Source organism: Wohlfahrtiimonas chitiniclastica, from assembly GCF_002252325.1.
Taxonomy (GTDB): Bacteria; Pseudomonadota; Gammaproteobacteria; order Cardiobacteriales; family Wohlfahrtiimonadaceae; genus Wohlfahrtiimonas; species Wohlfahrtiimonas chitiniclastica.
The window spans coordinates 480,006-495,606 of the sequence record NZ_NEFL01000002.1; the positions used below are offsets into that span (position 1 = coordinate 480,006).

Sequence of the window (15,601 nt, forward strand, 5' to 3'; positions counted from 1 at the left end):
GAAAGCACGATGGATGGGAATCTTTGTCGGTGGTTGCAAACCCCGGGGGGCTTTGTGATAAAATGCATTGATTTTGAGTGTACATGCAGTTAATTGTTAAAGTTTAAGGAGCTTTCATGGCAGGTCATAGTAAATGGGCAAATATCCAACATCGTAAAGGCGCACAGGATGCGAAACGCGGTAAAATTTTTACGCGTTTGATCCGCGAAATCACCATCGCTACGCGCATGGCAGGCAATGGTGATCCTGCGAGCAATCCGCGTTTACGTTTAGCGATGGATAAAGCGTTGTCTAACAACATGTCCAAAGATACGATGGAGCGTGCCATCAAGCGTGGTTTAGGCGGTGATTCTGACAGCGCGCAAGAAGAGATTCGTTATGAAGGTTATGGTCCTGGCGGTGTGGCTGTGATGGTGGATTGTGTGACAGATAACCGTAACCGTACCGCAGGTGAAGTGCGCCATGCCTTTACAAAATGCGGTGGTAATTTAGGCGTGTCTGGCTCTGTTGCCTTCCAATTTACAGAAACAGGCGTATTGTCTTATCCTGAAGGTGCCGATGAAGATGCCATTACAGATGCAGCGATTGAGGCAGGTGCTGATGATATCGTTGTCAATGATGATACTTCCATTGATGTGTTAACCACGCCACAAAATTATGCAACGGTTTATAATTTTATGGTGGAAAAAGGGTTAGAGCCTGAAGAGTCAGAAGTGACAATGCGCGCAGCAAATAATGTGGCGTTATCATTAGATGATGCTAAGCAAATGATCAAAATGTTGGACATGTTAGAAAATTTAGATGACACACAAAACGTGTACTCTAATGCGGACATCTCTAGCGAGATTTTGAGTCAATTGTGATTATTTTAGGCATTGACCCAGGCAGTCGCATCACTGGTTATGGCGTGATTGAATGGGTCAATCATAAAGCTAAATACATCGACAGTGGTTGCATTCGCATGGATGTGAAGGCAACCACCGGCAATCGTTTAAAGACGATTTTTGAAGGGCTTGATCAATTGATCGGGCTCTATCAGCCGGATGTCTTATCGATTGAACAGGTCTTTGTTCATAAAAACCCTCAATCTGCCATTAAGTTAGGGCAAGCACGCGGTGTTGTGATGTGTGCGGCGGCTTTAGCGAATATTGAGATTCATGAATACACACCCACGCGCATTAAACAAACGGTGGTGGGCAATGGCCATGCCACAAAAGAGCAGGTGCAGCACATGGTGGAACATCTATTAAAATTAAGTCGAAAACCGCAAGCAGATGCCGCCGATGCATTGGCCATCGCCTTGACACATGGTTTTCATGGACCAGTTTTGGGAGTGAAATAAAAAATGATTGCACGCTTAAAGGGATTGATTTGGGAAAAAATGCCACCGAACATTGTGATTTTAGATGTCGGCGGCATTGGTTATGAGATTGAAGTGCCTGTGTCCACATTCTCAATGTTGCCAAAAGCTGGCGAGAGCACCACATTAGAGATTCAAAACATTGTGCGTGAAGATGCCAGTTTGCTTTATGGCTTTTATACGCAGGCAGAAAAAGAGGCATTTCGCTTATTGATTAAAGTCTCTGGCATTGGACCAAAGAGCGCGATTGTGATTCTCTCTGGCTTATCGGTCAGTGAATTGTATGAAGTGATCTCAAGTGAAGATGTTGCGCGCTTAACGCGTGTGCCAGGCATTGGCAAAAAGACAGCAGAACGCCTCATTGTAGAATTAAAAGATAAGATTAAAGGATTATCGTTGGGTATCGATCTCTTTAATGGACAAACACCCATGGCTGATCCGACCACAGATGCCGTATTGGCTTTGGCTACATTAGGCTATAAACAGAGCGATGCTGAGAAGATGATTAAAAAGATCGCGCAACCTGCAATGGCGGTGGATGAGCTCATCAAGCTTGCCTTGCAATCCTCTATGAAAAAATAAATGTGCTACTGATAAGGACCCTTATGAAAACAATTTCAAAATTTTTGCTATTGTTCCCTTTGTTTTTTGCGCCGGTGTTGGCAGAAGAGAAAAGTGATCAACCCACTGAATCGACCCCTGTGCAAAAACCTGAGGTGGTCAAACATGTTTATGGACACGATGAACAGGTGGTTTTGCCACAGCTCAACAATATTCAATTGCACGCGAAATTAGACACGGGTGCAAAAACGGCCTCTTTGAGTGCAAAAGAGATCAAGATTTTCACTAAAAATAAAGAGAAGTGGGTGCGCTTTCAACTGGAAAAAAACAATAAAACTTATGAGTTTCCCATCAAGCGCATGAGCCGCATTAAGAATCGTGAAGGTGAGCGCATGCATGAGGGGGTGCCAACATCATCAGAGCGTCCTGTGATTGAGTTAGAGATCTGTCTTGGCAATCAGCGCAAGAAGATGGAAGTCAATTTACAAGATCGCTCACGCTTTCAATACCCGATATTGATTGGTAAAGTAGGATTGATCAAATTAAAAGCTGTGGTGGATCCCGCTTTATCTGAAACCACACAACCGAATTGTCAACAATAGAAAGAGCAGATATGAAATCACTAACGTTGCATCTTAAAATATTAATCACTTTGTTATTGGTGATTGGCTTTGGCTCCATTGCTTATCAAGCATGGGTGCTTAAAATCCCATTGACAGAAGATTCCCGTGGGTCTGTTTGGACGATTGATACGAAAATCAATTTCAATGTCCGCGGCTCAAAACCTGTGAAAGTGAAATTGTTCATCCCTTCTAAAGAAAATGGTTTAAGCACCGTGATTTTAGAAGATGACAATATCCTTGCCCGTAATTATGGCGTGGCCCGTGAGATTGATCCTTTAGGCAATCAGCAATTGATCCTCTCATCACGCAGAGCCACCGGTGATCAAACCTTGTATTACCGCTTATTGGTGTCAGAAGAGGCCGGCAATGTGGAGCGTTACATTGGCCCTAAGGGCTTAGTGTATCGTGAACCGATCCCGTTAGAAGGCGCACAAAAAGTGGCCGCTGATTCTTTAATTGCTAGCATTCGTGAATTGTCATCGGACACGGCAACTTTTGTCTCTGAAGCCATTCAAACGTTGAATGATCGTCGCAATGATTATGCCAAAACATTGTTAGAAGGTGATTACTCCATTGAGAATCGCGGGAAAATGTTGGAAGTGTTATTGTCCCAAGCGCGTATCCCGATTCAATTTGTGCACACGTTAAAACTCAGCATTGGCTCGAATCAAAAGCCACAAATGTTTGTGCGCAGCTACATTGAGAAATCTCAAGATGAGAAAAAACTCGGTGAATGGATCTATTTTGATCTCAATTCTGGGCAACGCGGCTTAACGAATGACCGCCTCATTTGGTGGGTGGGCAATGATCCGTTATTGACGGTGTCAAATGACATCAAGGCAAATATTAATTTCAGCTTAGATGATAGAGAATTGACCTCAAAAGGCATCATCTCCAATAAAGTGAACAATGCAGAGGCCAGCAGCTTTTTAACGTATTCACTGTATAGCTTGCCGATTCAAATCCAAGAAACCTATTTGACCATGATTGTGATCCCATTTGGTGTTTTGGCCATTTTGATCTTCCGCAATATTGTGGGTGTCCAAACTTTAGGAACCTTTACTCCGGTGTTGATTGCATTGGCATTTCGTGAAACAGGGCTGGTGTTTGGGATCTTCTTATTCAGCGTCATTGTGGCCATTGGCCTTGCGATACGATCCTATCTTGAGCATTTAAAACTACAAATGTTGCCAAGATTGTCAATCGTTTTAACATGCGTGGTGATTTTAATTGCCATCTTAAGTTTAGTGAGTCACAAGCTTGGGTTAGATCAAGGTTTATCTGTGACATTGTTCCCGATGGTCATTTTAACCATGACCATTGAGCGTTTATCCGTCACATGGGAAGAGCGCGGCGGTGCATTTGCCTTTAAAGTGGCGCTTGGCACATTCTTCACAGGTTCGATTGCCTTTTATGTGATGAACTTAAATGAGCTCAGCTACTTTGCCTTCACATTCCCAGGCATTTTATTGATCCTCATTGCCTTTATGTTGGCGATGGGTCGTTATCGTGGTTACCGTTTAACGGAATTGGTGCGCTTTAAAGCACTGGTGAAGGAAGGTTAATATGTTTGGTTATATTCAAACATGGAAGGATTTGAAAAAACGCGGCATCATGGGGATCAATCAGCGTAATGGCGATTACATCCTTAAATACAATGATCGCCGTTATTATCCCTTAGTGGATGATAAAATCCTGACCAAAGCACGGGCAATAGAGGAGGGCATCAGTGTGCCGGAGCTCTATGGCATCATTGAAACGGAAAGCGAGATCACGCGTAATCTGCGTAAGATTTTAAAAGATCGCCAAGATTTCGTCATCAAGCCTGCCCAAGGGGCGGGCGGTGATGGCATTTTGGTGGTGGCTGATCGCTTTGATGAAAATCGCTTTAAAACCATCTCAGGTAAACTCATCACCATGACGGAAATTGAGTATCAAATCTCCAATATATTGACGGGCTTGTACTCATTAGGTGGCATGCGTGATCGGGCGATGATTGAGTATCGTGTGACGCCTGATCCTGTCTTTAAATCCATCAGTTTTGAAGGTGTGCCGGACATTCGCATCATTGTACTTAAAGGTTATCCTGTGATGGCAATGCTGCGTTTACCCACCCGTCAATCGAGCGGTAAAGCGAACCTTCACCAAGGGGCGATTGGGGCAGGCATCAATTTACGCACGGGTAAAACTTTACGTGGGACATGGCTCAATGACAAAATTGAACGCCATCCTGACACCAATAACAGTATTTTTGATCTGCAAATTCCCCATTGGGAGGATTTCATTTCATTGGCAAGTCGCTGTTATGAGCTCTCTAACCTTGGCTACATTGGGGTGGATATGGTGCTTGATCAAGAAAAAGGTCCGATGATTCTTGAGCTCAATGCGCGTCCAGGTTTAAACATTCAGATCGCCAATGACTCAGGCTTAGCCGCGCGCAATCAAACTGTGGAAGCGCGTTTAGCGATGCTCAAAGCCAAAGATTTACCAGAAGAGGACTTTGCAGCGCGCATTGCCTTTTCTCAAGAGCATTTTGGATTTTAAGATGAGTCATCAAATATATCAGGTGGGCGGGGCTGTGCGTGATGAACTCCTTGGCAAGCCAGTGAAGGATCGTGATTGGGTGGTGGTCGGTGCAACGGCAGAGGATCTCGTGGCACAAGGCTATCAACAAGTGGGCAAGGATTTTCCGGTCTTTTTGCACCCAAAAACGAAAGAAGAGTACGCACTTGCCCGCACTGAACGCAAGCAAGGTCATGGTTATGGGGGCTTTGCTGTTTTTGCCACGCCAGATGTGACGCTTGAAGAGGATTTATTGCGCCGTGATTTGACCATCAATGCGATGGCAAAAGATGATGCGGGCAATTTATATGATCCTTATGGCGGGCATGATGATCTCAATGCTCGGATTTTACGCCATGTGAGTCCTGCTTTTGAAGAAGATCCTTTACGCGTGTTGCGCTTGGCGCGTTTTTATGCACGTTTTTATGAGGATGGTTTTACAATTGCGAGCGAAACTGCGCACTTGGTTCACAAAATGGTGGAGAGCGGTGAGCTTGATCATTTAGTGGCAGAGCGCATTTGGCTCGAAACTCACAAGGCATTGAGTGACGTGAATGCGGCACACTATTTTAAAGCGCTCTATGATTTAGGTGCATTAAAAGTTGTGTTTCCTGCGTTGCAACCCTATTTTCAACCCTATTTTGATGAGCATAAAACTGCTGTGGAGGCAATGTTTGCTGCGCTTCGCATGAGCATTGAAGCAGAGCAGGGCATGCACATTCGTGTGGCGCTTTTATTATCGATCTTTAAAACAATGGCAGAGGTGAAGCAATTTGCAGCGCGCTATCGTTTATCGGCGCAGGAAAAGGCAGCGGCAGAGAAATTACATACGTGGAAAGATTGGCCAACGCGTGATTTATCGGTGGCGCAAACCTGGTTAGATCTATTGCTCGGTTTAGATGCCTTCCGTAAGCCAGATCAATTGCATGATTATTTAGCAAGCATGGCAATTTTTTCTGAATTACATGGTGATCAATCTGCATTCAATGAATGGTCAAAGCAATTATTATCCATATATGATGCATTGAGTCAGGTGGATGTTAAACCATTGATTGAGAATGTATTGCCAAAAGAAATTCCACAGAAAATTGCGGCACATCGTTTAGAAATGATCGATAAAATGATTAAATTTTAAACACATGTTTGACACGATTTAAATTTAGCTATATAGTGGCGTCCTCTTTTAGAGAACAAGATTAACGGGGCATAGCGCAGTCTGGTAGCGCAACTGGTTTGGGACCAGTGGGTCGGGGGTTCGAATCCCTCTGCCCCGACCAATTTTAAGAGTAAGCTTGGACCTGAGCGCTCGTAGCTCATCCGGATAGAGCATCGGCCTTCTAAGCCGAGGGTAGCAGGTTCGAGTCCTGCCGAGCGCGCCATTCTCGATTACTCTGGCAACAAACAATGGTGGACGTAGCTCAGTTGGTAGAGCCCTGGATTGTGATTCCAGTTGTCGCGGGTTCGATCCCCGTCGTTCACCCCACTATTCATAACCCTTCGAGAGCTCGAAGGGTTATATCGATTTCGGGGCATAGCGCAGTCTGGTAGCGCAACTGGTTTGGGACCAGTGGGTCGGGGGTTCGAATCCCTCTGCCCCGACCATCTTTTAAATCCTTAATGTATATTTTAACCACTTAAACTTTATGGTTTTGAGTGGTATTCTGTTATCCATTATTTGTGGACAGAGAAGACATTATGGCCAATTCGATTGCATCCGACCGATCTAAAGCAGTATTGCCGTGGATTTTAGGGGTCACCATCTTTATGCAGATGTTAGAGACCACCATTTTAAATACCGCGTTGCCCACGATGGCCAAAGATCTTGGCGAATCGCCCTTACAGATGCAATCCACCATCATCAGTTATGCACTCACATTGGCGATTTGTACGCCATTAAGTGGCATCATCTCCGATAAATTTGGCACAAAGTATACCTTCATCATTTCCTTATTTGTGTTTACATTAGGCTCGCTCTTTTGTGCATTGTCCATGAACTTAACGCAGCTTAATCTTGCGCGTGTCCTGCAAGGCGTTGGCGGGGCACTTTCGATTCCGGTGGCGCGCTTATCGATTTTTAAAACCTATCCTAAGTCAGATATTTTACGCATCATGAATTATGCGATTACGCCTGCATTGATTGGCCCGATGCTCGGCCCGATTTTAGGTGGATATTTGGTGCAATATCTCTCCTGGCACTGGGTGTTTTTGATCAATTTACCAATTGGCTTGATCTGTTTGAGCCTTGCGATCTTCTTCATGCCTGATTATAAAGCGGACAATGTGAAGATGGATTATGTGGGGTATGTACTGTTTGCTGCTTCCATCTCATTGTTGATTTTGGGCTTGCAGTTCATCAGCCGTCAAAACAATGAAGTGTTTTCCATGATGCTGCTTTGTTTAGGTTTGTTGTTATTGGTGAGCTATTGGATTTATGCCTATTACAGCACTTCGCCCTTATACTCTGTGGAACTGTTTAAGATTCGCACTTTTGTGGTGGGGATTTTTGGTGGGATTCTAGCGCGCCTTGGCATTGCCTCCATTCCATTTGTGGTGCCATTATTGTTGCAAGTGGGGATGGGTTATACGCCCGAACTGTCAGGCTGGATGCTGGTGCCATTGGCTTTGGCAAACCTCATCAATAAACCCATGGTGACCACCATCATGCGTTGGTATGGGTATAAAACGGTGCTGATCATCAATACATTATTGATCAGTATTTTGATCATGGTGATGGGCTTTGTGGCACCGCATGTGCATGCTGCGGTATTGATTGGCTTGTTGTTTGCATTGGGCTTTTGTAACTCCATTCAATTTAGTGCGATGAATACGCTCACCATTGCGGATCTAACGGATGATAATGTCAGCAGTGGCAATAGCCTGATGCTGGTGGTGCAGCAAGCGTCTTTAACGCTCGCGATTGCATTTGCAGCCATCTTTATGAATATCTTTGCCCATGTGCCGATGGCCTATTTTGATCACAAAACCGAGCCCTTTCAAGCCACGATGATCATCATGGGGCTTTTTACATTGTTTTCCACGTTAGTGTTTGTGATTTTAAAAGGCACTGATGGGGATAATATGGCCAATCGCACCTTCAAGCGCTGAATGCTGACCATAAAAAAGCACCCATTCGGTGCTTTTTTTAATGGGTCAAATTAAGATGCCCAGCCGCGAGCTTGTACAGCTTCTTTCACGCGTGTAATGGCGATGGTGTATGCCGCATCACGCAGATTGATCTCTTTTTCTTTTGCAACGTTATAAACATTCTCAAAGGCATTGTTCATAAAGGTTTGCAATTTAGAGAGCACCTCTTCTTTATCCCAATAGAAGTTAGTATTGCCTTGCACTTGCTCAAAGTAGCTGCATGTGACGCCACCTGCATTGCATAAAAAGTCAGGAATGATGGTGACACCGCGTTCAAATAGAGCTGCATCGGCCTCATAGGCAGTGGGGCCATTGGCGCCTTCACAAATGATTTGAACATTGTTGGACATTTTTGCCATGGATTCTAAAGTGATCTGATTTTCAAGGGCAGCAGGAATGAGGATCTCTACATCTTGTTCAATCCATGCTTCGCCAGGTAAAATCTCAATGCCTAGGGCTTTAGCTTTCTCGATGTCTAAGCTGCCAAAAGCATCTTTAATTTCAAAAAGTTTTGCCACATTTAAGCCATTTAAATCACGGAAAGTGTAGCTTTTTTGATCTTTCTGATTCCAACAAGAGACCGCCACAACTTTTCCGCCTAATTGACTGTATAACTCTGCGGCATATTGTGCAACATTGCCAAAGCCTTGAATGCTTGCGCGTGTGTTTTGAATGTCGAGTCCTTTTTTAGCGAGCAGGGCGAGCAGGTGATACACAACGCCATAGCCTGTGGCTTCTGTGCGGCCTTGTGATCCGCCTAAATTCACAGGTTTACCGGTGATCATGCCAGGGAAGTGACCTTGATTGATGGTTTCAAATTCATCGAGCATCCACACCATGTGTTGACCATTGGTCATCACATCTGGGGCAGGGACATCTGTATTTGGGCCAAAGAGCGTATGAATTTGGCGCACATAACCGCGACAAATGCGCTCTTGTTCGGCTAAAGATAGTGTTTGTGGATCACAAATCACACCGCCTTTACCACCACCTAATGGCAAGCCAACAACGGCACATTTCCATGTCATCCACATCGATAAAGCGCGCACTGTATCAACGCTTTCATGCGGATGGAAGCGGATGCCGCCTTTCGCAGGGCCTAAAGCCTCATTGTGCTTCATGCGAAAACCTTTGAACACGCGCGTTGAACCATCGTCCATTTTAATCGGGATGGAAAAGTGAATCTCTTTCATCGGTGAGCGAAGAAGATCTTTCATACCTTCTTCAAGATGTAACGAAGTCGCCACATGATCAAATTGTTTTTGAGCATGCGTGAAAGGATTATATGCGTCGTGTTCCATTGAGTGTTCCCCTACTGTGGTTATAATTTTGTCTACCTTTCGATTCTATTATCAATTTATTTTTAATTGCAAGCCATAAGGTAAAATTTTTTCATGCGCAGTTTATTGTATAATCCCCGATCATTCACTAGAACTCAGTAAAATTATGATGTCATTATCGAAAGTATTTAATCTCAAGGCTTTTTTGTATCATTTTTTATTCAGCATTGTCTTAATCGGTGGGCTTGCGTTGTTCATCGTGCACCTTTGGTATCCTGGCATTTGGGCCACGGAAATCGGTGGCTATCAATTGGTTTGGATGATTGTGATGGTGGATCTGTGTGTGGGACCGCTATGTGTGGGCTTTGCATATAAGCCCCATAAGTCCCGCAAAGAGAAAATATTAGACATCTCTGTGATCACATTGTGTCAGCTGGCATTTTTTGCATGGGGTGCTTGGACAATCTCCATTTCGCGCCCAGTCTTCATTGCTTTTGATGCAGATCGCTTTGAATTGGTGGTGGATCAAGAGGTGAGTGCAGAGAATCTAGCAAACACAGCGCCGTTTGATCGTCTGCCTTTGTTTGAAGGACTCAAAATGGCTGTGGTGGATGTTGAACAAACCGTGCCTGATCAAGAGGCGCGCATTCAAGTCAACAATGATGCACTCTTTGGGCTAGACATTTCAAAGCAGCCAAAATATTACGTGCCGTATGAGGATAACATTGATCGGGTGTTAAAAATGGCCAAAGGATATGAGGACTTTGCAAAAAACGGTGAAGCGACACAAGCGGCGGCGGATTTTATGGCCAAGCACGCCATCGAAAAAGCCGAGTTTATGTGGTTGCCGATTCGTTATTTTTCTCCTGAAAAACAGTCGCCACTCTTCATGACGGCGGTGATTGATCCAAAAACGGCGCAAATCATCGACTACATCGTGATCGATCCTTATGAGATTAACGAATAAAACAATGGATTTTATTTTAGCGCGCACCTTGATGATCCGCTTTGTTGTGTGCTTTAATCAATCTCGTTCTTTCACATTGATCAGTTTGGAATGGAAAATATCATGCAATTTATTAGTACCCGAGGAAAAAGCGAGCCGCAGGCGTTTTCGGATGTTGTTTTAGAGGGATTGGCCAAAGATGGTGGTTTAGCCATGCCAGAGACAGTGCCAACCGTAGATACCAAGACTTTACAAGCATGGCAATCGCTCAGTTATCCTGAACTTGCCTTTAATGTGATGTCCCGCTTCATTACGGACATTCCGGCTGATGATTTAAAAGGCATTGTGGAAAGAGCATACACCGCCGAAAAATTTGGTATTGAGGAGGTTGTCAGCCTCTCTAAGCTCAATGAAGATTATGTGGTCGGTTTATCTAATGGCCCAACCTTTGCCTTTAAAGATATGGCCATGCAGTTTTTAGGTGAATTGTTTCCATATTTACTGGAAAAACGTGATCAACAATTGAACATTGTGGGAGCAACATCCGGCGATACAGGCTCAAGCGCCATTCATGCCATGCGTGGCAAACCACGCATCAATGTGTTCATGCTCAGCCCATTTGGCCGCATGAGTGATTTCCAAACGGCACAAATGTATTCAGTGCAAGATGAGAACGTCTTTAACATTGCTGTGGAAGGCGTCTTTGATGATTGCCAAGATTTGGTCAAAGCCCTGAATAACGATGCGGAATTTAAAGCGGCAAACCATTTAGGTGCAGTCAATTCCATTAACTGGGCGCGCATTTTAGCGCAAATCGTTTACTACTTTAAAGCTTATTTAGCGGCGGCAAAAGAGATTGGCGAGCCCATGGATTTTGTCATTCCATCGGGTAACTTTGGCAATATTTTTGCGGGCATTTATGCGCGTGCAATGGGTTTACCGATTCGTAAACTCATCTTGGCCACCAATGAAAATAATGTGCTTGATGAATTCTTTAAAACAGGCATTTATCGCCCGCGTGCTTCTAAAGATGTGCATTTGACCTCAAGCCCATCAATGGACATTGCCAAGGCGAGTAACTTTGAACGCTTCATCTATTTATTGCTTGGGGCGGATCGCACGCGTCAATTGTGGGAACAAATTGAAACGCAAGGTTATTTTGATTTGACTAAAGACCCCATTTGGGCAGAGCGTGCAAACTGGAACATTGAGTCAGGTCAGAGTTTGCATGACAATCGTGTGGAAACCATCCGTAAGGTGTATGATGACTTCAATGTGGTGGTGGATCCCCACACCGCAGATGGTATTTTTGTGGCCGCACAATACAAGGATGCAGGCATCCCACAAATGTATTTAGAGACCGCTCAGCCGATTAAATTCGCACAAACTGTTGAGCAAGCCTTAGGTTTTGTGCCAGAGCGTCCTGCTGACTATGCACAGATTGAAGCATTGCCACAGCGCTTTGAAAAGTTGCCGGTCGATGCACAGTTATTGAAACAATATGTTGTTACGCAATTAAGCTAAAAAGGATTGGACCAAATGTACTCATTAGCTAAAGAAAAGATTAAGATCGTTTTATTTGAAGGCATTCACCCCTCTGCTGTGGAATGTTTGCATAAATCGGGTTACACCAATGTGGTGACCTATGCAAAAGCCCTTGAAGGTGCTGAATTGATCGAAGCCTTGAAAGATGCGCACATCATCGGGATTCGTTCACGCACACGCATCACCAAAGAAGTGCTCGATCAAGCCCCTAAATTGATGGCCATTGGTTGCTTCTGTATTGGTACGAATCAAGTGGATCTCGAAGAGACCTTAGCGCGTGCCATTCCTGTGTTTAATGCGCCGTATTCCAATACACGTTCGGTGGCTGAATTGGTGATTGCAGAGATGATCATGCTCATGCGTGGCATTCCTGAGAAAAACTATGTGTGCCATGAAGGTGGTTGGTTAAAATCTGCCAATGGTTCGCATGAAGTGCGTGGTAAGACACTTGGCATCATCGGTTATGGTCACATCGGGACACAAGTGAGCATCCTTGCTGAAAGCTTTGGCATGAACGTTGTGTATTATGATACAGAAACAAAATTGGCACTTGGTAACTCTGAGCCATTAGATTTGAAGCGTTTGTTAGAGGTTTCTGACATCGTCACGCTTCATGTGCCAGAAGATGCCTCTACGAAAAACTTAATGAGCCGTGAAAACCTCAACCGTATGAAAAAAGGTGCCGTGTTATTGAATGCATCACGCGGTACAGTGGTGGATTTACAAGCATTGGCAGATTTGATTGAGTCTAAACATTTAGCGGGCGCGGCGATTGACGTTTTCCCTGTTGAGCCAAAATCAAACCAAGATGAGTTCATCACGCCACTTCGTAACTTCCGCAACGTGATTTTAACGCCACACATTGGTGGTTCAACCATGGAAGCGCAAGAAAATATCGCCGTAGAAGTTGCCGTTAAATTGGTGAAATACTCAGATAATGGTTCAACCATTACAGCGGTGAACTTCCCTGAAGTGTCATTGCCTGTGAACCCTGACAGCCACCGAATTTTACACATTCACCATAATGTGCCGGGCATTTTGCGCACCATGAACAACTTAGTGTCTAACTATGACATGAACATTGATGCGCAGTACCTGCAAACAAGTGGTGACATCGGTTATGTGGTGTTAGATGTTAAATCCACGGAACAAGATGCTGAAGCATTGTATAAAGAGATGCAACATGTTGATGGCACAATCCGTTGCCGTTTGTTGTTCTAATTTGATTGAAAAGTAAGAGGGAAGAATCGTGTCATTGCGTGATCAACTTTTAAAAGTCGGCGTTGTCAGTGAAGAACGCGCTAAAAAAGTCGACCAAGAGAGAAAAAAGGCGAAGCATCAAGCGCATCGCAACAAGGATGTAAAAGCTCAGCTTGAGGCGGAGACAAAGGCTCAAAAGGATGCGGTTCTTGCCCGCGAGGCTCAAGAGAAAGCAAAGTCAGCACAAGCGAATCAAGCGGTGCAAGCAAAACAGCAGCGTAAAGCGTTGCGTGTTGAAGCGCGCCGCATCATTGATGAGAAACGCGTCAATGTTGACAGTGCAACCGATCGCTTTAACTTTAGCCCCGATGGAAAAAAGATCCGTTACGTTAATGTGACCGCCGAACAGCGTAAGCAGCTTGGCAATGGCAATTTAGCCATTTGTCGCAATGATCGTGACGGATTTGATATTCCTTTGATTCCAAAGGAAAATGCTGAGCGTTTATTGGAAATCGAAAAATTGATGGAAGAGCGTTGGGTATATTTATTGGTGGATCCAACAGAAGAAGTGGATAACGCTGATGAGTGGGCTGCATGGGATGCTTACGAGGCGGAACTGGCCAAAGAAAAATAAATAAGCCATTGGATTACGGTGGGGAATGATGGAAAATTTGTAACATTATTTTCCCATTTGTATTAGAATAATCGATATTTTGAATATCAATGACAGAAAAAAAGTGTAGGAGAATTATTGTGCTGTCTTATAATCGTCTATTATTAGCACTCGGTACCTTAGGACTCACCATGGCATTATCAAATGCACAAAACGTGGTGGGCAATGCAGATGATGCAAAAAAAATTGTAGAAACGCAGTGTGCCGCGTGTCATGGGGTTTATGGTGAAGGTGTTGCCTCATTACCACATCAAGCTAAATTAGCAGGTCAGCACGAAAATTATCTTCGTGTTCAATTGCATGCATTAAAAGAATCAAAAGATGCCACAGGTTCTCGTTTTGAAATGACCATGAGCCCGCAAGCGAGCATGTTGTCTGATCAAGACATTGCCAACATCTCTGCTTACTACAGCAAACAACCGATGTTGTTTTATCATTTAGATGAAGATTTCAGCGCAAAACGCACACAAGCGGCGACTGATTTAGAAAAGGCCAAAAATGATTTAGCGGCTTTAGAAGCGAAAGAAGCTGAATTAAAAGCCTTAGTGAAAGCCGATGCAAACAATGCAGATGCGGCAAAAGAGTTAAAAGCCATGTCCCGTGATTTACGTGGCGCGAAAAGTGCTGTGCGTAAAGCAGAAGGCGCGAATGATGAAATCGCAGCAGCTGAAGCAAAAGCAAAAGCCTTGATGGTGCGCGGTGAGCAAATCTATTTTGGTGGCGACATGAACAAACGCATTCCTGCGTGTGCAGCGTGTCATAGCCCATCAGGTACGGGTAATGGCCCTGCGGCTTATCCTGCATTGATCGGTCAAAACTATGAGTATTTAACCAATCAATTGCACAACTTCAAAACGTATAAACGCAGCAACGATCCTGCGGGCATGATGCGTGACATTGCAGAGCGCATGAGTGAAGATGAGATCGAAGCAGTGGCCACGTACATTAAGTATATGCAACCAAAATAAGTCAATCCTTTAATCAAGAGAGAGTGAAGCTATGTCTTTAAGATCAATGTCACAAAAACTCTTAGGCACCACATTATTGGTGGGCTCTATGTTGTTTGCCGGTGCACAATCGGTTAAATTGCCAGAAAAAGCACAATTGGTGAAAACGTCTAATCCTGAACAAGTGGAAGTGGTGGAAGTCTTTTCTTACACTTGTGGTCACTGTTATCAGTTAGAAGCGCCGGTAGCAAACTGGTTAAAAACAAAGCCTGAAGATGTGAATTTCGTTCGCATTCATATGCCAGGGGAAGGCGTTTGGGGTCAATTGTCCCGCACGTTTTTCACGTTAGAGGCGATGGGTGAATTGGAAAAAGCCCACCCTGTGATGTATCAAGCATTGATGGTGGATCGCATGCGTGACTTTGAGCCTGAGAACATTGCAGCTTATTTACAGAAAAATGCAGGCATTGATGAAGCGACCTTCTTAAAGACATGGAATTCATTTCCTGTCACAGCGAGTTATAACCGCGCGTTAGACTTAGTACAAAATCAATATCAGCAAGATTACACGCCATTTTTCATCATTGATGGTGAATATTTAGTGAACGGTGAAACCTCTAAAGCAACTTCTTATGAAGGCATTGTGGAAGCGGTGGATCAAGTGTCTAAATCTTTACTCAAAGAAAAACAAGCCAAAGCGCCTGAACAGGCTGCAACAGCACAGTAATCCATGCTGCCTCATTGACCAGCAAAGGGCTTT

15 protein-coding genes and 4 tRNA genes are annotated in these 15,601 nt (G+C 44.2%); 18 read left to right on the top strand and 1 reads right to left on the bottom strand.

Going from position 1 to position 15,601, the window contains the following annotated elements:
- The first annotated feature begins 116 nt into the window (after positions 1-116).
- From B9T10_RS07475 to B9T10_RS07530, 12 genes are all read left to right on the top strand, one after another.
- Entirely contained in the window at positions 117-863 is a 747-nt protein-coding gene (locus tag B9T10_RS07475) for a YebC/PmpR family DNA-binding transcriptional regulator (protein WP_008316738.1), read from the top strand.
- On the top strand, positions 860-1,342 hold the full coding sequence (ruvC, locus tag B9T10_RS07480) for a crossover junction endodeoxyribonuclease RuvC (RefSeq protein WP_008316737.1): 483 nt from the start codon (positions 860-862) through the stop codon (positions 1,340-1,342). Before B9T10_RS07475 ends, ruvC begins: the two co-directional genes overlap by 4 nt.
- Positions 1,343-1,345: 3 nt before the next feature.
- Positions 1,346-1,942, top strand: a complete 597-nt coding sequence (gene ruvA, locus B9T10_RS07485) for a Holliday junction branch migration protein RuvA (protein WP_094538188.1) — start codon at positions 1,346-1,348, stop codon at positions 1,940-1,942.
- Between the two features lie 23 nt (positions 1,943-1,965).
- Entirely contained in the window at positions 1,966-2,523 is a 558-nt protein-coding gene (locus tag B9T10_RS07490) for an ATP-dependent zinc protease family protein (protein ID WP_008316735.1), read from the top strand.
- Positions 2,524-2,534: 11 nt separating this feature from the next.
- Positions 2,535-4,109 (top strand): UUP1 family membrane protein, encoded by a 1,575-nt coding sequence (locus tag B9T10_RS07495; protein WP_008316733.1) that lies wholly within the window; start codon positions 2,535-2,537, stop codon positions 4,107-4,109.
- Between the two features lies 1 nt (position 4,110).
- A complete protein-coding gene (locus B9T10_RS07500) occupies positions 4,111-5,088 on the top strand; it encodes an alpha-L-glutamate ligase-like protein (protein ID WP_094491669.1) in 978 nt (325 codons plus the stop codon).
- A 1-nt stretch (position 5,089) separates the two neighbouring features.
- The gene (locus B9T10_RS07505) at positions 5,090-6,241 is read left to right on the top strand and encodes a tRNA nucleotidyltransferase/poly(A) polymerase-related protein (protein ID WP_094538189.1); all 1,152 of its coding nucleotides are present in this window, start codon (positions 5,090-5,092) and stop codon (positions 6,239-6,241) included.
- Positions 6,242-6,306: 65 nt separating this feature from the next.
- Positions 6,307-6,383 (top strand) — tRNA-Pro (locus B9T10_RS07510).
- 25 nt (positions 6,384-6,408) lie between these two features.
- Positions 6,409-6,485, top strand: a tRNA-Arg gene (locus B9T10_RS07515).
- Between the two features lie 28 nt (positions 6,486-6,513).
- A tRNA-His gene (locus tag B9T10_RS07520) sits at positions 6,514-6,589 on the top strand.
- 42 nt (positions 6,590-6,631) lie between these two features.
- Positions 6,632-6,708: transfer RNA gene (locus B9T10_RS07525), tRNA-Pro, on the top strand.
- 93 nt (positions 6,709-6,801) lie between these two features.
- The gene (locus B9T10_RS07530) at positions 6,802-8,211 is read left to right on the top strand and encodes an MFS transporter (protein WP_094538190.1); all 1,410 of its coding nucleotides are present in this window, start codon (positions 6,802-6,804) and stop codon (positions 8,209-8,211) included.
- A gap of 50 nt (positions 8,212-8,261) precedes the next feature.
- On the opposite strand, the gene B9T10_RS07535 is transcribed toward B9T10_RS07530, so the two are convergent.
- The gene (locus tag B9T10_RS07535; protein ID WP_094538191.1) at positions 8,262-9,551 is read right to left on the bottom strand and encodes a Glu/Leu/Phe/Val family dehydrogenase; all 1,290 of its coding nucleotides are present in this window, start codon (positions 9,549-9,551) and stop codon (positions 8,262-8,264) included.
- 184 nt (positions 9,552-9,735) lie between these two features.
- Here B9T10_RS07535 and B9T10_RS07540 point away from each other — a divergent pair, with 184 nt between their 5' ends.
- The 6 genes from B9T10_RS07540 (at position 9,736) to B9T10_RS07565 (ending at position 15,568) form a co-directional block, all read left to right on the top strand.
- A complete protein-coding gene (locus B9T10_RS07540; RefSeq protein ID WP_246781908.1) occupies positions 9,736-10,497 on the top strand; it encodes a hypothetical protein in 762 nt (253 codons plus the stop codon).
- 102 nt (positions 10,498-10,599) lie between these two features.
- Entirely contained in the window at positions 10,600-12,000 is a 1,401-nt protein-coding gene (thrC, locus tag B9T10_RS07545; RefSeq protein ID WP_008316722.1) for a threonine synthase, read from the top strand.
- A 15-nt stretch (positions 12,001-12,015) separates the two neighbouring features.
- The gene (gene serA / locus B9T10_RS07550; protein WP_094491673.1) at positions 12,016-13,242 is read left to right on the top strand and encodes a phosphoglycerate dehydrogenase; all 1,227 of its coding nucleotides are present in this window, start codon (positions 12,016-12,018) and stop codon (positions 13,240-13,242) included.
- A gap of 28 nt (positions 13,243-13,270) precedes the next feature.
- The gene (locus tag B9T10_RS07555; RefSeq protein WP_008316720.1) at positions 13,271-13,855 is read left to right on the top strand and encodes a DUF2058 family protein; all 585 of its coding nucleotides are present in this window, start codon (positions 13,271-13,273) and stop codon (positions 13,853-13,855) included.
- A 119-nt stretch (positions 13,856-13,974) separates the two neighbouring features.
- Entirely contained in the window at positions 13,975-14,862 is an 888-nt protein-coding gene (locus tag B9T10_RS07560; protein WP_008316719.1) for a c-type cytochrome, read from the top strand.
- A 46-nt stretch (positions 14,863-14,908) separates the two neighbouring features.
- Positions 14,909-15,568: a thiol:disulfide interchange protein DsbA/DsbL gene (locus B9T10_RS07565; protein WP_018123094.1), complete on the top strand. Its 660-nt coding sequence runs from the start codon at positions 14,909-14,911 to the stop codon at positions 15,566-15,568.
- Positions 15,569-15,601: the final 33 nt, after the last annotated feature.